Annotated in this window: 19 protein-coding genes; 12 read left to right on the top strand and 7 right to left on the bottom strand. The window is 38.1% G+C overall.

Annotated elements, in window-relative coordinates; genetic code table 11:
- Positions 1 to 96: 96 nt before the first annotated feature.
- From ABC228_RS16640 to ABC228_RS16620, 5 genes are all read left to right on the top strand, one after another.
- Positions 97 to 549, top strand: a complete 453-nt coding sequence (locus ABC228_RS16640; protein WP_345826305.1) for a DUF2269 family protein — start codon at positions 97 to 99, stop codon at positions 547 to 549.
- A gap of 72 nt (positions 550 to 621) precedes the next feature.
- The gene (locus tag ABC228_RS16635; RefSeq protein WP_345826304.1) at positions 622 to 1,071 is read left to right on the top strand and encodes an SRPBCC family protein; all 450 of its coding nucleotides are present in this window, start codon (positions 622 to 624) and stop codon (positions 1,069 to 1,071) included.
- A 110-nt stretch (positions 1,072 to 1,181) separates the two neighbouring features.
- Positions 1,182 to 2,003, top strand: a complete 822-nt coding sequence (locus ABC228_RS16630) for an amino acid ABC transporter substrate-binding protein (RefSeq protein WP_345826303.1) — start codon at positions 1,182 to 1,184, stop codon at positions 2,001 to 2,003.
- A gap of 1 nt (position 2,004) precedes the next feature.
- Entirely contained in the window at positions 2,005 to 2,697 is a 693-nt protein-coding gene (locus ABC228_RS16625; RefSeq protein WP_345826363.1) for an amino acid ABC transporter permease, read from the top strand.
- A 15-nt stretch (positions 2,698 to 2,712) separates the two neighbouring features.
- Positions 2,713 to 3,462: an amino acid ABC transporter ATP-binding protein gene (locus ABC228_RS16620; protein ID WP_345826302.1), complete on the top strand. Its 750-nt coding sequence runs from the start codon at positions 2,713 to 2,715 to the stop codon at positions 3,460 to 3,462.
- A 36-nt stretch (positions 3,463 to 3,498) separates the two neighbouring features.
- On the opposite strand, the gene ABC228_RS16615 is transcribed toward ABC228_RS16620, so the two are convergent.
- Positions 3,499 to 4,584, bottom strand: a complete 1,086-nt coding sequence (locus ABC228_RS16615) for a D-alanyl-D-alanine carboxypeptidase family protein (protein ID WP_345826301.1) — start codon at positions 4,582 to 4,584, stop codon at positions 3,499 to 3,501.
- Between the two features lie 205 nt (positions 4,585 to 4,789).
- On the opposite strand from ABC228_RS16615, the gene ABC228_RS16610 reads away from it, so the two are divergent.
- Positions 4,790 to 5,812, top strand: coding sequence for a serine hydrolase domain-containing protein (locus tag ABC228_RS16610; RefSeq protein WP_427902238.1), 1,023 nt, complete (start codon positions 4,790 to 4,792; stop codon positions 5,810 to 5,812).
- 61 nt (positions 5,813 to 5,873) lie between these two features.
- Positions 5,874 to 7,082: an MFS transporter gene (locus ABC228_RS16605; RefSeq protein WP_345826300.1), complete on the top strand. Its 1,209-nt coding sequence runs from the start codon at positions 5,874 to 5,876 to the stop codon at positions 7,080 to 7,082.
- Positions 7,083 to 7,092: 10 nt separating this feature from the next.
- Here ABC228_RS16605 and pepT read toward each other — a convergent pair whose 3' ends face one another.
- On the bottom strand, positions 7,093 to 8,322 hold the full coding sequence (gene pepT, locus ABC228_RS16600) for a peptidase T (RefSeq protein ID WP_345826299.1): 1,230 nt from the start codon (positions 8,320 to 8,322) through the stop codon (positions 7,093 to 7,095).
- Positions 8,323 to 8,518: 196 nt separating this feature from the next.
- Here pepT and ABC228_RS16595 point away from each other — a divergent pair, with 196 nt between their 5' ends.
- The gene (locus ABC228_RS16595) at positions 8,519 to 9,370 is read left to right on the top strand and encodes a sulfurtransferase (RefSeq protein WP_345826298.1); all 852 of its coding nucleotides are present in this window, start codon (positions 8,519 to 8,521) and stop codon (positions 9,368 to 9,370) included.
- Complete coding sequence (locus tag ABC228_RS16590; protein ID WP_345826297.1) at positions 9,367 to 9,933, top strand: DNA-3-methyladenine glycosylase I; 567 nt, start codon at positions 9,367 to 9,369, stop codon at positions 9,931 to 9,933. Before ABC228_RS16595 ends, ABC228_RS16590 begins: the two co-directional genes overlap by 4 nt.
- A 49-nt stretch (positions 9,934 to 9,982) precedes the next feature.
- Here the strand turns inward: ABC228_RS16590 and ABC228_RS16585 are convergent, their stop codons facing one another.
- Positions 9,983 to 11,791: a methyl-accepting chemotaxis protein gene (locus ABC228_RS16585; RefSeq protein WP_345826296.1), complete on the bottom strand. Its 1,809-nt coding sequence runs from the start codon at positions 11,789 to 11,791 to the stop codon at positions 9,983 to 9,985.
- Between the two features lie 180 nt (positions 11,792 to 11,971).
- Here ABC228_RS16585 and ABC228_RS16580 point away from each other — a divergent pair, with 180 nt between their 5' ends.
- The 3 genes from ABC228_RS16580 (at position 11,972) to ABC228_RS16570 (ending at position 14,176) form a co-directional block, all read left to right on the top strand.
- Entirely contained in the window at positions 11,972 to 12,484 is a 513-nt protein-coding gene (locus ABC228_RS16580) for a GNAT family N-acetyltransferase (RefSeq protein ID WP_345826295.1), read from the top strand.
- Positions 12,485 to 12,609: 125 nt separating this feature from the next.
- A complete protein-coding gene (locus ABC228_RS16575) occupies positions 12,610 to 13,182 on the top strand; it encodes a TetR/AcrR family transcriptional regulator (RefSeq protein ID WP_345826294.1) in 573 nt (190 codons plus the stop codon).
- Positions 13,183 to 13,246: 64 nt separating this feature from the next.
- Positions 13,247 to 14,176, top strand: a complete 930-nt coding sequence (locus tag ABC228_RS16570; protein WP_345826293.1) for an SDR family NAD(P)-dependent oxidoreductase — start codon at positions 13,247 to 13,249, stop codon at positions 14,174 to 14,176.
- A 45-nt stretch (positions 14,177 to 14,221) separates the two neighbouring features.
- On the opposite strand, the gene ABC228_RS16565 is transcribed toward ABC228_RS16570, so the two are convergent.
- From ABC228_RS16565 to ABC228_RS16550, 4 genes are all read right to left on the bottom strand, one after another.
- Positions 14,222 to 15,658, bottom strand: coding sequence for an amidase family protein (locus ABC228_RS16565; protein ID WP_345826292.1), 1,437 nt, complete (start codon positions 15,656 to 15,658; stop codon positions 14,222 to 14,224).
- Between the two features lie 105 nt (positions 15,659 to 15,763).
- On the bottom strand, positions 15,764 to 16,663 hold the full coding sequence (locus ABC228_RS16560) for a DUF899 family protein (RefSeq protein ID WP_345826291.1): 900 nt from the start codon (positions 16,661 to 16,663) through the stop codon (positions 15,764 to 15,766).
- Between the two features lie 2 nt (positions 16,664 to 16,665).
- On the bottom strand, positions 16,666 to 17,037 hold the full coding sequence (locus tag ABC228_RS16555) for a VOC family protein (RefSeq protein WP_345826290.1): 372 nt from the start codon (positions 17,035 to 17,037) through the stop codon (positions 16,666 to 16,668).
- A gap of 50 nt (positions 17,038 to 17,087) precedes the next feature.
- A complete protein-coding gene (locus tag ABC228_RS16550; RefSeq protein ID WP_345826289.1) occupies positions 17,088 to 17,870 on the bottom strand; it encodes a helix-turn-helix domain-containing protein in 783 nt (260 codons plus the stop codon).
- Positions 17,871 to 18,037: the final 167 nt, after the last annotated feature.

The raw sequence follows: 18,037 nt of genomic DNA, 5'->3' as shown, positions 1-18,037 counted from the left end.
CGAAAGCCAAAAGAAATACAGTGTGATTTAGTTAACAATATGAAGTATTGTTTAGGTGTATGATAGAGGTAACGATAATAGAATTGGAGGTATACAATGTCTTTGTACAGTGTATTAGTTTTCATTCATATATTTTCTGCAATAATTGGAATGGGTCCGGGATTAGTGATGACTGGGATTGTATCACATGCGACAAATCTTACGGAGTTAAGGCATGCTTATGTTATTCGAAATCATTTGCACCGATTGACGATGATTGGTGGAACATTGCTGTTATTAACTGGACTAGCAATGGGAGCGATGCATACCTTTCTTTTTAAGCAAGGCTGGTATGTGATCAGTTTCGTGTTATTTTTAGTTGCACTCGCCTTTGGTCCTCTCTTGCTTAAGCCAAAATCAAAACCAATTAAGGAACTATTAAATACAGCAACAGGTGAGGAGATTCCACCGGAATACAACCGATTAGCTAAAAAGTTATTTTTTGTGGAAAGAATTGAAACGGCTATCTTTCTGGTAATTATTTCACTCATGATACTAAAGCCTTTCTAAAAAGACATCGTTCTAGAATAGGGCATTATGGTAGAATGAGAGAAATAATAAGTACAAAGGGGTAGTTTTTCGATGCGTGAATGGACAAAGGATACGGAAATTAATGCACCAATTGATCAGGTCTGGAAGTATTTTGAAGGATCACTAGCGGATATGCAAAAAATAATGCCCAATGTGGTAGAAAATCAACTAGTTAAAGAGACGGATGAAGGTGTAGGTACCATCTATCGCCAGAAATATCGTGAGGGAAAACGCGTACAGGAATACGAGGTAGAAACTCTCATCTATGAAAATGAACCGGAGTATAAAAAAATGAAAGTAGGATTTACGTTAGCAAATATGTTTGAAATTACGGCTACCTATGAATTGAAAAGACTGGCAGATAATAAGACTTACTTCTGTTATACAACGACTAATAAACCGTTGAAGTGGTTTGTGAAGCTAATATTGAAGCTTGCAGGCAGTGATAAGGTTGTAGTCCAATTTGTAGAACGAGTAAAGCGTGTAGCTGAAGCAGAATAAATAATTGATGTTTTTAGGCGTTAAACGAAATTTCGTTTAACGCTTTTTTGTGTTAGTTTTTGAAAAAACGTAAATACTAAACTGCAAACAAACCATTGGGGGTTAACAACATGAAGAAATGGAGATTAGGAATCCTTGCTTTCGCCCTATTGTTTATTCTAGCTGCATGTGGAGCAAATGATGAGAATGGTAATAATGGTAATAATGGAGAAGAGAATGGAGAACAGGGAGCAACGACAAAACTAAAAGAAGATGGTGTCTTGACTGTTGGTACGGAAGGAACCTATGCGCCATATACATTTCACAATGAAGAAGGAGATTTAACGGGCTATGATGTGGAAGTAATTCGAGAGGTTGCTCGTCGCCTGGATTTAGATGTTGAATTCATGGAAACACAATGGGATTCCATGTTTGCTGGTTTAAATTCGGAACGCTTTGACCTTATCGCCAATCAGGTTGGGATTAATGAGGAACGTCTTGCGAGCTATGACTTCTCCACCCCTTATACATATTCCTCAGCGGTAGTAGTTGTCCCACAAGACAATCAGGCTATTACCTCTTTTGAAGATTTAGATGGTAAGACCTCTGCACAGTCCTTAACGAGTAACTATGCAGCTATTGCAGAAGAAAATGGTGCTACATTAATTGGGATTGAAGGACTAGCCCAAGCAATTGAGTTACTAAAACAAGGACGTGCGGATGTTACGGTAAATGATAAGTTAGCTGTATTAGAATACATGAAGCAGCAAGGTGAAGAGCAGGTTAAAATTGTTGCCCAATCTGACGAAGTATCTGAAATGGCATTTGCACTCAATAAAGGAAATAAGGAATTAATTGATGCGATTAACGAACAATTGACAGCAATGAAGGAAGACGGTACCTTAGCAGAGATTTCCGATGAGTGGTTTGGTGAAGATGTATCATCTAAATAGTATGATATATGCTACAATTTCTTATCAAAATATGGGAGCATGGGAATTGTTTTTAAATTCTCTCCTCCCAATGCTATTAGGTGCAATTCAATACACTATTCCTTTAACTATTATTTCATTCATTCTTGGACTAATCGTTGCTTTGCTTACTGCTATGATGCGGATATCCAAGTCTAAGCTAATACGAATTCCTGCTGTGGTCTACGTCTCGGCAATCCGGGGTACACCTCTGTTAGTTCAACTCTTTATTATATTTTTTGGGCTCCCATCAATTGGTATTACAATAGATCCTTTTCCGAGTGCAATTATTGCTTTCACTCTAAACGTGGGTGCCTATGCATCAGAGATTGTTCGAGCAGCTATTCTATCAATAGCAAAGGGTCAATGGGAGGCAGCTTATACGATAGGGATGACGAAAACGTTAGCTTTACGAAGAATTATTCTTCCACAAGCAACAAGAGTGTCTATTCCGCCACTTTCGAATAGCTTTATTAGCTTGGTGAAAGATACTTCGTTGGCCTCTTTAATACTCGTTGCAGAGTTATTCCGACAAGCACAGGAAATTGCAGCTAGAACCTTTGACTTTCTATTGTTATATACCGAGGCTGGGCTAATTTATTGGGCTATTTGTTTTATTCTATCTATTTTTCAAAATTCCTTAGAAAAACGCTATGATCGTTTTATTGCCAAATAGAAAGGGGAATGGCAAATGTTTTTATCTGTAAAAGGATTAGCAAAATCCTTTGGAGAAAATGAAGTGCTTAAAGATATAAATGTTGATATGGAAAAGGGGAGTGTTCTTTCCGTAATCGGACCTTCTGGTTCAGGTAAAACCACTTTTTTGAGGTGTTTAAATGCTCTGGAGCAGCCTAACAAGGGGTTGTTTGCATTTCATGATGGACTAACGCTAGACTTTGCCAATTCTATCTCCAAGAAGGAGCTATTAGAATTAAGGAAAAAATCCGGAATGGTATTTCAATCTTATAATTTATTTCCCCATAAAACAGCACTAGAAAATGTGACCGAAGGACCTACAATTGTCCAAAAACGAGATAAGGCGGTCGTACTAGATCTGGCGAAGGAACTATTAATAAAGGTTGGTTTAGCGGATAGAATGAATCTTTATCCACATCAGCTATCAGGGGGGCAACAGCAACGAGTAGGAATTGCAAGAGCGTTAGCGATGGAGCCAGAGCTTATGCTATTTGATGAGCCAACATCTGCACTGGATCCAGAACTGATTGGTGAAGTATTACGTGTAATCAAGGATTTAGCAAAAGAAAATTGGACAATGGTTATTGTGACACATGAGATTCAATTTGCAAGTGAGGTATCGGACTACGTTCTTTTTATGGATGGAGGCTATATTGTAGAGCAAGGCTCACCTGAAGAGGTACTAAAACACCCAAAAGAAATGAGAACGAAGCAATTCTTAGATAGAATCTTAAATCCAGCATAAAAAAAAGAGCCAGATTAAAAGCTTCTGGCTCTGTTGCTATTGTGTAATTCTTTCATCTAAATACTCTTCTAAAGTAATCCCTCGGTCCATTATTTCCTTTGCTGCAGTAACGCCAACATAGCGTAAGTGCCAAGGCTCATATTGGTAGCCAGTAATATCCTCTTTACCTTTTGGATAGCGGATAATAAACCCGTACTCCGCAGCATGCTCTGCAAGCCAAATCCCTTCCTCTGTTTCACCAAATTCAACTACTAAAGAATAGTTAACATGAGAGCTGGTTACATCCATTGTTAGTCCAGACTGATGCTCACTTTCGCCAGGCTTCGCACTAAATGTATTAGCTTGTTCTTCCCCATAGGTACTTGCATACTGAGCAAATAGTCCATTTTGTCTTTCGTAGGAGCGGTAGCCAGATTGAGCGAATAAATCAAGGCTTTCTAGATCTGATGCCGCAAACATTTCCTCTAGTGCAATTGCTGCAACCTCGCGCATTTGCTTTTTGGGTTTATCATCTACGAATGGAAAACGGACATCTGGAACTACGAGATCACTAGGTACATAGTCTTCGGGTAAGGCGTGGCTCTTATTAATTAATGCAAGCACCTCATATGGATTACCGATTTCGACGGTTTCCTCATCAAGTGATTGGTTCTCTTGATAGGTCAATCCCTCACCAGGGCTAATCGTAATTGTCTCTGCTAGAGCCTTCTCCAGGAAACCCCTTGTAGCTTCATCATAAATTCCCGTTACATAGAGCTCCTCATTTTGCAGTTGAACATCTGTGATGGCCCATACGAGCTCTTGATTATAGCTATCGGATTCCGTGATAGGATATCCAATTTGAACTAGAGCCTTTTGGAGAAGCTTTACTTCTTCACCGGAGTCACCTTTTTGTAATGCTATGGTAGGTAGAGCTAGCTCCTCCGCTTCATCAACTTCGGGCTGTTCTTCCTCTGTATTTATATCTTCATCAGGCTGTGAATTCCCTTCCGTCTGAGAGTCTGTATCAGTAGGATTGGACTGATTAATAGCATCATCATCCTGATTGGTTATATTACAAGCTGTTAGAAACATTAACATACTACCGATTAAAATGCTGTATATCGTCTTGTTGTTAAACATAGTAGCTTCTCTCCCTTTCGGAAATCTAACACGAACAATTCTATTATACTACGAACTGCTGACAATTTCTTGGAAACTATGAAAAATAGGTAATTTGTGCGATTCTCTCAATAGAATAGTTAGAAGTATGAAAATAGTTAATTAACTTATGCTACAATAATAGACGCAGGGATTAATTGTGCTTTTTTCAAGAAGGGAAGAAGCAATGATGAAAGAAATACTAGAACAACACATAACACAGGTTGTAGATCAGGTCGGTTTTTCTGGAGCTGTTCACATTCAATCTAATGGAGAACCTATTTTAGAATGTGCATTTGGCTACTCCAATCGTTCAGAGCAGTTAAAAAATACCCCGGATACGAGATTTGGAATTGCCTCTGGCTGTAAGCTCTTTACAGCTGTTGGGATTGGGATGCTTGTCGATGAAGGAAAGCTTACATTTCAAACCAAGCTGAACGATTGTTTAGAAATTTCCTTTCCGAATTTTTCAGAGGAGATTACCATTCATCATTTATTAACACATAGTTCGGGTATTCCGGATTATTTTGATGAATCTGTAATGGGTGATTTTGAAGAGCTTTGGGAAGAACTGCCGATGTATCGGATACAGAATTTGCATGATTTTCTTCCGATGTTCCAGAACCGAGAAATGCTATTTCAACCAGGTGAAAAATTTCATTATAATAACGCTGGTTATATTGTATTAGGGTTAATCATCGAAAATATTACTGGAATGAATTTTACAGACTTTATTGAAACAAAGGTATTCGCGAAGGTCGGGATGGAAGGCTCCGGATATTTTTCGTTAGATCAATTGCCGACAAATACAGCGTTTGGCTACTTGGATGATGAGCAGACAGGAAGCTGGAGAACCAATATGTATTCGATTCCGATAAAGGGTGGCGCAGATGGCGGTGCTTTCGTAACGGTAAAGGATATGACAAACTTCTGGAATGCGCTATTTGGAAATCAGATAGTAACAAAGGAAACATTGGAATTACTACGAACACCACATATGCAAAGTAGTCCTGGGAAGTATTATGGTTACGGTGTTTGGATAGACAAACCAGAAGAGACAATTTCGAAATATCATGTGATGGGCTATGATCCAGGTGTTAGCTTCCATGGAGCGGTATATCCAAATGGTACAACGATCGTAATTGCTTCGAATAAAAGCGATGGTGCATATAGCATAATCAAAGCAATGGAAGAAGTAATTTTGGCGTAGGCACAACTTCACCAAAATCCTCATATCTTTATAGAAGATGTTCTTGAGGGAGTGGGGGAAGATGATGGAAACAGTAGCAGTACCAAATGCAACGAAACGATTCCGTTACGGTGTTATCACGTTTATGTTGTTTTGGTGTGCGTTAATTGTTGTTTCGGGTGCATATGTTACAACACCGCTCTTTGGTGTGTTTGAGGATACATTTCAAGTATCGAAAACGATGTCTGCTTGGACTAGCAGCTCGTTTTCTTTTTTTTATGCAGTAGGATTTTTGCTTTTTGGTCCGCTAGCTGATCGGATTGGAAGAAAACAAATTATTCTCTTAGGTTTATTCTCCCTAACACTTGTAACGATATGGATTGGGATGGTAAGTAGCTTTGGCAGTCTCATAGCCCTTCGTGGGTTACAAGGGTTTGTCGCGGCTACCTTTGCTCCTTCTGCCTTGGCGTATGCATTTGAAATATTTCCAAAACAAAAGCTAGTTACAACAATAGGATTTATTAGCTTTGGATATGTGACGTCGGGGATTTTCGGGCAGGTAATTGCTGATTTAATCTATCAGTGGGCCAATTGGGAAATGGTATTTCTATTTTTGGGGGGGATGTATTGTATCACGTTCGTTGCGGTCATCTTTCTATTACCTAATACGGCAAGGGAACAGGGTAAGAAAGGGGTGCGGTTTTATCTCTATCATAGTAAGTTAATCCTTAAACAGCGGAATTTCTTGTTAACCTACTCCATAACCATCATGCTTCTATTAACCTTTATGGGAATGTATACATTGCTAGGTAGCTATCTTAGTGGGGAACCCTATAATTTGTCTGGTGAAGCTATTTTAGGAATTAGAGCGCTTGGTATAATTGGAATGGTTATTTCGCCTTTAACAGGTCGAATTGTTCAAAGGATTGGCCTACTTCTTACACTTAGAATTGGATTAGGAATGGCAGTCCTCGGCCTATTTCTACTTGGAATTGGTAGCCATATTGTGTTTCTTGTATTGATGAGTATTATTTATGTGATGGGAATATCGATGATATTTCCAGCGATAATGATGGTAATTGGTGAGCTCGGTGGAGAACGAAGGGCACTTGCGAATGCTTTCTATGCGTTCATATTATTTATTGGGGCTATGCTTGGTCCCATCATTGCAATTTGGCTATTAAGTATCGGCAGCTATAGGAGTACATTTTTTATTTTATCCCTATTATTAGTAATTGGATTTGTGCTTTCGATGTTCATTCAAGTAAAGAGTCAGGTTCAAGGAACCTGACTCTTTCTTGTTATTTTGTTGCAAATAATTTACTGATTTCAATAATAACATTTGTAGCTTTTTCCATGTTATCAACAGAAATATATTCGAATTTCCCATGGAAGTTCTCTCCACCAGTAAAGATGTTTGGTGTTGGTAAGCCCATATAAGATAATTGGGAACCGTCTGTTCCACCACGAACTGGTTCGATGACTGGTTCAATGTTTAGGTTTCGCATTGCTTGCTTCGCTACATCAACAATTTCCATAACAGGTTCAATCTTTTCGCGCATGTTATAGTATTGATCCTTCATTTCTAATACAACACTAGCTTCACCAAATTGATCCTTCATTTCTTGAACGTATTTTTCAATGGTAGCTTTACGGTTTTCAAAGCTATCGCGGTCAAAGTCACGAATGATATAGTAAACACGAGTTTTCTCTACATCGCCAGTAATGGAAATAAGATGGTAGAAGCCCTCGTACCCTTCTGTATGCTCAGGAGATTCTTGATCTGGGAATTTATTTACAAACGCTGCGGCCATTTTTCCTGAGTTGACCATTTTGTTTTTAGCGGTTCCAGGATGAACACTGTTTCCTTTAAAAGTTACTTTTGCAGCTGCTGCATTAAAGCTTTCGTACTGTAGTTCTCCTAATGGTCCACCATCGATCGTATAGGCAAAATCAGCATCAAAACGTTCTACATCAAATTTATGTGGTCCACGACCGATTTCTTCATCCGGTGTAAAAGCTACACGGATTTTCCCATGCTTGATTTCAGGATGCTTGATTAAGTAGTCCATCGCTGTCATAATTTCTGCAACTCCAGCTTTGTTATCAGCACCAAGTAAAGTGGTTCCATCTGTTGTAATTAATGTATGTCCTTTATAGCTTGGTAGCTCAGGAAATTCCTTTGCTGATAACACGACATTTAGTTCTTCATGTAAAACAAGGTCTTTTCCATCAAAGTTCTCTACGATTTGTGGGTTTACATTTTTACCTGTAAAGTCTGTAGCTGTGTCGACATGCGCAAGAAACCCAATGGTTGGAACATCTTTATCTGTATTGGAAGGTAAAGTTGCCATAACATAGCCATTTTCATCAATTGTGACATCTTCCATACCGATATCGTTTAATTCGTCAACAAGTATATTCGCTAGCTCAAGCTGTCCAGGTGTAGAAGGTGTTGAGTCACTTTCCTCATTGGATTGTGTATCTACCTTTACATACGTCGTAAATCGTTTAATGATATCTTCTTTCAACTTTACCTCTCTCCTTACAAGTAATTATTTATTCTGAACTTAATTATATCGTAACTCGAAATAAATGAAAACTTCAATGGTGTGTTCTCCCGCAAGATTTTTTGTGGTTTCTAACAGGATTTAATACAAGTGTAAAAAGGGATTCTATTCTCTTTGGCGAATTATTAATATAAAGTATTTAGTAGGAGGATTTGTTATGTCCTATTTAATAAGTGTAGAGAAAGCAAACGAAATAATCACACACAGTTCGGACAATGTTGTCGTGGTTGACGTCCGATATCAATTACAGGATAAGGAAGCAGGAAAGAGAGCATATGAAAAAGCACATATCCCTGGTGCAGTATATTTTGACCTAGAAAAGGATCTATCTAATGATGATGTAGGCAAGCATGGTGGAAATCATCCATTACCAGATATGACTATTCTCGCAAATAAACTCGGTGATGCAGGGATCGATCAGACTACTACTGTAGTCGTTTATGATCAGGCAAATGATATGTTTAGTTCAAGGTTTTGGTGGCTGCTTCATTATATGGGGCATGACAATGTGTATATTCTTGATGGTGGATATGAGGCTTGGGGCAAAGCGGGCAATTCAGTTACGGCAGCTATGCCAAATTATAAACCGAAAACGTTTAAGCCAAACCAACGTTATCAAGAAGTTGTTGATATGCAAAGAATACGAGATAATATAAAGGATAAAACGGCAATATTAATCGATTCTAGAAGTCCTGAAAGGTATCTTGGAAAAACAGAGCCTCTGTATAAAAAGGCCGGACATATCCCAGGTGCGAAAAACTATTTTTGGATGGATGTATTACATGAGGATGGAAGCTGGAAAACAAGCGAAGAACTAGAGCAGCATTTCGGCAAGCTAGATAAAAATGCTGAAATAATTGTATCCTGTGGTTCAGGTGTATCGGCCTGTCCAAATATTATCGGTTTAAAAATGGCTGGCTATCAACAGATAAAGCTTTACCCAGGTAGCTTCAGTGATTGGATATCCTATGATGACAATAAAGTAGAAACAAAGGATGAAAATGAATGACCAAAAGAAGATGTGGTTGGGTACCAGAAAATGATCAGCTTTATATCGATTATCATGATTATGAATGGGGCAAACCAGTTTATGACGATGGTAAGCTCTTTGAAATGCTAATTTTGGAAGGAGCCCAAGCGGGGCTAAGCTGGATTACAATTCTACGAAGACGGGAAGGCTACCGGAAGGCTTTTGATAATTTTGATCCAACTATTATCCAACATTATGATGAAGAAAAAATACAATCGCTAGTTAAAAATGAGGGGATTATCCGAAATGAAAGAAAAATCCGCTCGGTAGTTGCTAATGCAAAATCCTTTTTGAAAATACAAGAGGAATTCGGTAGCTTTCAGGAATATATTTGGCGTTTCGTTGGTGCTAGGCCAATGATGAATAGCTGGAATTCTATCGATGAAGTGCCTGCTGTGACGAAAGAATCACAAGCAATGAGCAAGGATTTAAAAAAACGAGGATTTAATTTTGTTGGACCAACAATATGCTATGCGTTTATGCAGGCTACTGGTATGGTAATGGATCATACGGTCGATTGCTTCCGCTATCATGAAAAATAAGAAAGAGCTACTTTCACCATTTGGAAAGTAGCTCTTTCTATTATCTTATTTATAATTTAAATACCTTTAGTTCCGTGTTTAGTTGTTCTGCTAGTTTTTCTAACTCTTCAGCACTACTAGATACTTCCTCCATGGAGCTAGAGGTTTGCTGTGCGGAAGCAGAAGCCTGCTCAACTCCTGCGGCTGATTCCTCAGATACAGCTGCAATATCTTCAATTAAGTTATTCATGTCATTACTACTATTTGCAATTTCTCTTAATTTAGAAGAAATCGTCGTGATTTTAGATGCCATGTCTGTTACAGAACCATGAATGGAAGCAAAGTTTTTACCAGTTTCCTCGATTTGTGCTGTTCCTTCCTTAACTTCTGTGTAACCACTATGTAATGATTTGACTACATGGCCAGTTTCACTTTGAATATTGGTAACAATTGTTGTAATTTCACCGACAGATGAAGCAACCTGTTCCGATAGCTTTCTAACTTCGTCTGCTACTACTGCAAATCCTTTTCCATGCTCACCAGCTCTTGCTGCCTCAATTGCTGCATTTAATGAGAGTAGATTTGTTTGGTCTGCAATATCCTTAATAACGAGAACAAGTTTTGAAATTTGAGTCGATTGTTTATCTAAACCTTGGACTTTCTCAACAGCTTCTGAGACGATGCTATCAATTTGCTTCATTTGTACAACAGATGTTTTCATGAGTTCTCTTCCTTCGTTTGTTAAGGAAAGAACATTTTCAGAAGTTCCTGCTATCTCAACGCCATTTTCTTCAGAAGTACGAACAATTTTGATAAAATCATTCATTCTTTCTGCTAAGTTCGAAGCACTATGTGCTTGGTTCTCTGAACCTGAAGACAACTCTTCCATTGTGGAGGCAATTTGTTCATTCCCTTCACGAACCTCAACAGCTGATTGCGTTAATTCTTCACTTCGGGTGGTCAGTGTATTTGCTGCAGATGCAACCTTGTATAGAATAGATTGAATATTATCCTTCATGAGATTAACTGCGCTCGCAAGCTGCCCAATTTCATCTTTTCCATTATAATCAACTGAATCTGCAAGTAAGTTTCCATTTGCTACTTCGTTTGTCATGTTGACAACTTTTTGTAGGTTTCCTGCAATACGTTTACTTACTAGAAGTAGTAGCGCAATACCAAGCGTAATGGCAACAACCGTAGCAATTACAAGCGTTATGATACCGGCTTGCATACTTGATTTTGAACTAGAAACAACTCCTTGTTGATCTTGTTTTACAATATCCATCAGTTGACTTACAAGATCGACAGTTTGTCCACGAAGCTCGGATGAACGGTTACGAATAGACGCAGCCATGTATGTTTGCTGATTCTTAACAGCATCACTTATTTCTCCGTAGAACATATCATTAATTTTTGTATCGTTCTCCATAATCTTGCTGAAAATCTCTTTTTGTTCTTCTGTTTCCATGGAAGGTTCAACTTTAGCAATAAGCCCATCTAATTCAGCTTTATGCTCTTCAAATGCATCTACATACCGGCTTTTTCCTGATAGCAGGTAATCAGCAATTTGAACGTCTTTTACTTGGATAATGGAAGCCATTTCTGACATATCATTAACACGAGCACTATATTGATCCATAGCTTCAACATCTTTTTGTCCCTTACTCATCTGTAAGAAGACAATGGTTCCTGCGAGTAAAAAGAGAACAGCAGTCACTAAGAACACATATAGATATTTACGACTTAGCTTTACATTTTGGAAGTCTAATAATGATTGTAAGTTCTTGGATTTCTTGGTTGTTTTAACGGGTTTAGACTTTGCTACCTTCTGTTTTTTCTCTTTTTTAACTTTCGGTACTTTTATCTTTTTCTTTTTCATATGTATCCCCCAATTGTCTGAAAAAAACGTTTTCTTTTATATATCGGCAGTTTTTTCAAATTTTAAAGTATTATTTGAAATTATTTGAAACCGAATTTTCTAACACTTGAAAGAGAAGCTAGTTTTCTAGTAAAATAGCAAACTGTATGCTTCTTTTCAGAAATGTATGGAGGTGGAACAATGACCAAATCAGTATTCTTACAGGAAGAAAAGAATAAAGAGGAGTTAAAACAAGAGCTAGATACATTAGAAATTCAACTTTACCGGATGCAAAATAATATAAAAGAAATTGCAAAAAAATCAGAGGTTATTAGTATTGATCAAACCCCAAATGAAGAGTGGGTTGTGGTATATGCAGATCGTGAAGAAGAGAGCTGGCAGATTATGCTGCATAGCTGTAAACGAACATTTCGCGGGAATTGGAATTCTGCTCTTCAAGCCGAAATGAAGGATGATAATACCATTCACATTTCTGCGATTAAGGGTGAAGAAAATAAGGGCTATGGTACGGTATTAATGCAGCATTTAAAGGAAATTGCAAGAGAAGAAAATGTACAGTATATTACTGGAGACCTTGTTAAGCGAGACTTTGATCATGTTGATCGCTTACAGCATTTTTATGAAAAACATAATTTCGATGTAACGGTTGATCATGAAGAAAAATGCGGTGAAATTGTTTGGAATGATGAATAAGCTGAGGCTGCTTTTAAATAGAAAAGCAGTCTTTTTTTTATACAGATTGCTGCGTAGTAGTTTACTTTTGAAAAGAATAGTCGTATGCTAGTAATTGAACAGTGGTTAATAAAGAGGGATGTCTGATGTCGGCTAGAAAAGCAGTGGATAAGGAATTATCACGTGAAATTATTATGAGCGCAGCACGAGACTTGTTTGTTGAAAAAGGTTATCAGCATGTTTCGATGAGGCAAATAGCAGCTAAGCTAGGTTATAGTCATGGCGCAATCTACTACCATTTTACAAATAAGGCTGAATTATTTTTTGCTTTAGTGGAGTCTCATTTCTCCATGCTAGACCAAAAGCTAGAAGAAATGATGGATGCAGATTTACCGAATACAACAAAGCTAAAACATATCTTTATTGGATATATAGAGTTTGGGCTAACCCATCAAAGTCACTATGAAATTATGTTTCTCGTCAAGGATAAAGAGGTCCGTAATTTTATGAACGAAGGCCCTATGAAAACCTATCAAACATTTGCCTCACATATCAGTGAATTAAGTGAAAAAAGGCTTTCGATTCGTGATATCTGGTCCATATTTATGGCACTACATGGGTTTGTAACGCATTATATTGGTCATGTTGTAGGGTTTGAAGAAGTTAGGCAAGCTGCTGAGCATCACGCTGAACTGCTGCTATTATGGACAAAAAAATAAAGAAATGTCTATTCTTTATTTTTTTGGTTATAATTGACCACTGGTTAATAAGGGAGGGATGGAAATGAAACGTGCATTGGTATTAGGAGCATCAGGAGGCATGGGATACGCTATTGTAAAGGAATTATCCAGTCGTAACATTCACGTGGTTGCATTTGCTAGAAACCTAGAAAGACTTCATAAAATGTTTGGGGGAGATGAGTTTGTTGAGGTGCGTTCAGGGGATGTCTTTCAAAAAAAGGATGTTTATGAGGCAGCGCAGCATGTAGATGTGATTTTTCATGCTATTAATCTTCCGTATCACGAATGGTCGGAGAAGTTATTGCACATGAATGAACAAATATTGAATGTTGCAAAAGAGACATCTGCTAAACTAGCGATTGTCGAGAATATCTATTCTTATGGAAGAGGAAATGGTGAAAAAATCAGGGAAGGATATCCGAAGGCACCACATACGAAGAAAGGAAAGATTAGGCTGGAGGTGGAACAGCTAGTAAAAAATTCAGAAGTTCCTTTTCTTATTGCACATTTCCCTGATTTTTATGGACCATATGCGGAAAATACTTATATGAACTATACCTTACGTCAATTAGTCACAAAGAAGAGAGCAAGCTTTGTTGGAAATCAACAGATAAAAAGAGAGTATATATATACCCCTGATGGTGCTAAAGCAATCGTGGAGCTTTCGATGCGCGAGGATGCATACTTTCAATCTTGGAATATTCCTGGATATGATTTGATTTCTGGTGAAGAAATTAATGACTTAGTAGACGAAATAGTTGGTACAAAGAAGTCTTTTATAACTGTTACGAAAGCGATGCTTTGGTTTATTGGGCTATTTCAAAAGCAGATGAAGGAAGCGCTAGAAATGTACTACTTAAATGAAGATCCTGTTGTGTTGGATGGAAATAAGTATGAAACGATAATTGGAGAACTACCGAAAACAAGTTATCGAAGAGGGATTGAGGAAACCTTAAATTCATATCAACATTAAATGGATAGAGCCTGGAACATTGTGTCCCAGGCTCATTTATATTAATTAATCTAACACCGGTGCTTTGCGATGCTTTGTAGCTTGTTCATAAGCAAAAGCTAGCTCAATCAGTTCAGGTTCTGAATAAGCTAATCCAGTGAGGGTAATCCCAACTGGCTTTCCTTCCTCTGTGTATCCAGCAGGAATGGTAATGGAGGGATAGCCTGCTTTTGCAGCTATCCCTGCACCATAATTATTAACGAATAACAGTGCATCTAATTGATGGGTGCTAAATGCTTTATCAATGCCTTCGGTTTGAGAGATTCTGATATCTTGTAGGCGATCCAGTAGATATTCGGTTTCCGTTAGGGTTCCGCTTTTGGATTCAGATTCTAACAGCAGTTTCTGACCATATTTTAAAGCAGTTGCTGCATGCATTTGATTAAACTGGATCACTTCTAGTAATGTGTGAACCGGTAAGCTCGGATTTGCATTCTTTAGATAGGCATTAACACCGTTTTTAAATTCATGAAACAAGACAGTCGGATTTGGAAGTTTTGTAGGTAATTCTACAGGATCAATGATTACTGCCCCCAATCTTTCCATATCCTCTAAAGCTTGTTCAACTAAACGAAGTTCATTGTCGGGTAAGCCTTCCAAATATTCGCGTGAGATACCAATTCGTTTGTTATTCAGGCCATTTATTGTAAGAAATGGTGTGTAATCCTGAATCCGTTTTGGATTAGTTTCCGTTGCCGGATCTTCTGGGTCTTTCGCTGTAAGTGCTCCGAGTAGTATTGCAGCATCTGAAACACTCCTTGTCATGGGACCAGCTGTATCTTGGCTACTTGAAATTGGAATAATACCAGTACGACTAATTAAGCCGACGGTAGGCTTAATTCCAACTAGAGAATTACTGCTTGCAGGACTAAGTATAGAGCCACTAGTCTCAGTGCCAATACCAAGCGTAGCGAAGTTAGCCGCAATAGCAGAACCTGGCCCAGAGCTAGAGCCTCCTACATCGAAGTTTCCGGGACCATATGGATTAAGAACCTGTCCGCCTCTTGAGCTATAGCCATTGGGCATTCCGGCAGTCATGAAGTTAGCCCATTCAGTTAAATTTGCCTTCCCGAGAATGATAGCTCCGGCATTCCTTAACTGCTTCACTATAAAAGCATCTTCATGAGCAATGTTATTAGCAAGTGCAATGGAACCAGCTGAAGTATGCATTTTATCATTTGTATCGATATTATCTTTTATGAGAACAGGGATACCATGTAAGGGACCTCGAGAGCCTATTTCTTTTCGTTCTAAATCTAATGCTTCTGCGATGAATAAGGCATCTGGGTTAACTTCAATCACTGCGTTAAGCATCGGACCGTCATGATTGTATTTTGCTATTTGCTCTAAGAAAAGCATGGTAAGTTTCTTAGCTGAGACCTTTCCTCGATCCATTGCTTCCTGTAATTCAACTACAGATGCTTCTATTAATTGCTTGGTCATGGATATCCCCCTAATATTCTAAATTCTAATAGTAGGATAACGATATAATGAATATTCAATAAAATCAAGAAATAAGGGTTCGATAGGATGGAGGCATAGTAGCCGCTAAGCTTTCTCAAATAGATGAAAGTTCAAACCATACGGGTCTTGTATCATCATGCTCTTTTCACTGAATTGTTTCGTAATTGTACAGCCGTTATCTAACAATTCCAGCCTCGATTTCTCGACGTCTTTGGTAGCAAACTCAAAGAACACATTAAGGTCATTGCCTTCTTCCACATAAAAATGATGACCACCAAATAGTAGCTTGGTTTCTTGTGTATTTTCCTGTACTTGTTTCATGCCTAGGATATTGGTATAGAAGTGAACCGCTTCTTGTTTGTTTTTGACTTGTACGGCAATGTTGTTGGTTAACTGATATTCGGAGTTCTTTGTCATCTCTCTTTTTGGATGAAATCCCTTTGAACCCGATGGAAGAAGATCAAACAGGTACCAGACGGAACAGAAATCATCACCTGGACCAAAAGGTGCATTCGCAACATGATACATTCTTCCTTCTTCATCACGTTGGAATGTCGAGACACCGGGATGTTGATTACCATTCCTCTCAAAGCCTAAATCTTCTTTAAAGGTTGTTCCATTGGTAGATATCATTGGGAATTGCCATCTTCGTTCTGCTGCAAATGCATCCTGTATAGCTGGACTATCAGGAGTCGCAACCACAAATGCTGCTTTTTCAATAATGTGATGGTACACACCATTGAAGCCATCAGCCCACATCGTACAATAAGAACACGACATTCCCATGTTTTGTATAACGATGAGTTCATTTTTATCCCCGAACAATTCTTGTAAACTTACTTCGTTATTGGAAGCGTCTCTAAATACGTAGTTGTTCACCTCATTTCTAGGGACTGATTTGCGTAACGTCATTAATCTATTCTTCTTTTCTGCTAATTCTTGCTCTAACGCGTCAATTTCAGATAATAGCTCGCTAGCTTTCATTATTATTCCTCCATTTCTTGGTCAACGTATTCAACAATTTCAAGTTGATTCCCAGAATAATCTTCAATTACGAAGTAAAACCCTGGCGGACATGGCAAAGGCTTGCTGGATAGAATAGATACACCTTTTTCTTGAAGCCTTTGAAAATCCCCCTGAATATTTTGTGATTGAATCCCAAGTAATACCTTAGTAGAAGTAGTAGTATCTTGTTTAGCTGTTTTTTCAAGAATGAGAGGTACACCATTATGCTCTAAGCGAATAATGGTGTCTCCATATCTTTGTGCAACCTTAAAGTCTAATATATTCGTGTAGAAATCGACTCCTTCCTCCATATCCTTTACTTTAATCGTTAGCACACATACTTGATTTAACATGATATTCCCTCCTAGCAATGAATAAATATACTGTAGCAAATAATATCGCCTTAATTTTCTTCTTGTTTGCGTTTTTCCGTATCGAATAGTAGTTTTGGTAAATTGATTAGGATTGGTGGGTCATAGGGCAATGGATCTCTTAATATCACGTCCATATAAGCGGTTGTATCTTGTTTTACATGGATTGGGTAATCTGCTTTTCCTCTTAATGAGCTTGATAAGTCAACATAACTTTTCGGGTTTAGGCTTCTTGGCAAGGCACAAGCGAGCACATAATACGTGCCAAGCGGAACATTGGAAAAGGTACAGCTTGTCTTTTGATGCGTTAGTGCATGACCAATAATAGGGTTTTGGTCAGGTATAGGCCTTGGAAATAACCCAATAAAAATGATTCCTTTAAATGCTTTAGGAGCTATAACCTGGCAAGTAATAGAAGGTGCGATAATCTCTAACGGCTGTAACTCTCTTGTGAAGTCATACGCATTTACATATTGGTGTAAAGAATCGATGCTTTTTTGAAATTGCCTTGGTGATAGACCAACAAACTGTTTAAATTTAGAGCTAAATGTACCAATGCTTCTAAAACCTATTCCTAGTAATGTTTTTAGGATGGAATTAGTTGGATTGACCAAGGTTTGTTTACCAGCCTCAATTCGTAATGCAGATAAATAATGGCGAGGAGAGACCCCTGTTACATCTTTAAATACTCTACTAAAATGATGAGGGTTGTATCCTACATGTTTTGCCAGAGCTTCTGAGGTTATCTCTTCATCTAAGTGTTCTTTCATGTAATTAATGGCTTGAATAATACTTTTCATTTTTTCGTTGGTCATCACAGTCACCTACATTAAATTTGAAAGCTACTACAGTATCAATTCGACATTCTTTGAAAAAAACCTACTAGCTTTCTCATTTAAGTCTTGGGAATTGGGCAGGATATTTTTTCTCTCGAAATGAATATGGTAAAATGTAGAATATTCTACATAGAAGGAGTGAAAAT

Origin of the sequence: Ornithinibacillus xuwenensis, assembly GCF_039614845.1 — a bacterium.
Classification (GTDB): Bacteria; Bacillota; Bacilli; order Bacillales; family Amphibacillaceae; genus Ornithinibacillus; species Ornithinibacillus xuwenensis.
This window is presented reverse-complemented; position numbering and strand designations above follow the sequence as displayed.

Bases quoted from the DNA above. Each gene is read 5' to 3' on its own strand.
- ABC228_RS16640 (WP_345826305.1), top strand. From the start codon at position 97: ATGTCTTTGTACAGTGTATTAGTTTTCATTCATATATTTTCTGCAATA.
- ABC228_RS16635 (WP_345826304.1), top strand. From the start codon at position 622: ATGCGTGAATGGACAAAGGATACGGAAATTAATGCACCAATTGATCAG.
- ABC228_RS16630 (WP_345826303.1), top strand. From the start codon at position 1,182: ATGAAGAAATGGAGATTAGGAATCCTTGCTTTCGCCCTATTGTTTATT.
- ABC228_RS16625 (WP_345826363.1), top strand. From the start codon at position 2,005: ATGATATATGCTACAATTTCTTATCAAAATATGGGAGCATGGGAATTG.
- ABC228_RS16620 (WP_345826302.1), top strand. From the start codon at position 2,713: ATGTTTTTATCTGTAAAAGGATTAGCAAAATCCTTTGGAGAAAATGAA.
- ABC228_RS16615 (WP_345826301.1), bottom strand. From the start codon at position 4,584: ATGTTTAACAACAAGACGATATACAGCATTTTAATCGGTAGTATGTTA.
- ABC228_RS16610 (WP_427902238.1), top strand. From the start codon at position 4,790: ATGATGAAAGAAATACTAGAACAACACATAACACAGGTTGTAGATCAG.
- ABC228_RS16605 (WP_345826300.1), top strand. From the start codon at position 5,874: ATGATGGAAACAGTAGCAGTACCAAATGCAACGAAACGATTCCGTTAC.
- ABC228_RS16595 (WP_345826298.1), top strand. From the start codon at position 8,519: ATGTCCTATTTAATAAGTGTAGAGAAAGCAAACGAAATAATCACACAC.
- ABC228_RS16590 (WP_345826297.1), top strand. From the start codon at position 9,367: ATGACCAAAAGAAGATGTGGTTGGGTACCAGAAAATGATCAGCTTTAT.
- ABC228_RS16585 (WP_345826296.1), bottom strand. From the start codon at position 11,791: ATGAAAAAGAAAAAGATAAAAGTACCGAAAGTTAAAAAAGAGAAAAAA.
- ABC228_RS16580 (WP_345826295.1), top strand. From the start codon at position 11,972: ATGACCAAATCAGTATTCTTACAGGAAGAAAAGAATAAAGAGGAGTTA.
- ABC228_RS16575 (WP_345826294.1), top strand. From the start codon at position 12,610: ATGTCGGCTAGAAAAGCAGTGGATAAGGAATTATCACGTGAAATTATT.
- ABC228_RS16570 (WP_345826293.1), top strand. From the start codon at position 13,247: ATGAAACGTGCATTGGTATTAGGAGCATCAGGAGGCATGGGATACGCT.
- ABC228_RS16565 (WP_345826292.1), bottom strand. From the start codon at position 15,658: ATGACCAAGCAATTAATAGAAGCATCTGTAGTTGAATTACAGGAAGCA.
- ABC228_RS16560 (WP_345826291.1), bottom strand. From the start codon at position 16,663: ATGAAAGCTAGCGAGCTATTATCTGAAATTGACGCGTTAGAGCAAGAA.
- ABC228_RS16555 (WP_345826290.1), bottom strand. From the start codon at position 17,037: ATGTTAAATCAAGTATGTGTGCTAACGATTAAAGTAAAGGATATGGAG.
- ABC228_RS16550 (WP_345826289.1), bottom strand. From the start codon at position 17,870: ATGACCAACGAAAAAATGAAAAGTATTATTCAAGCCATTAATTACATG.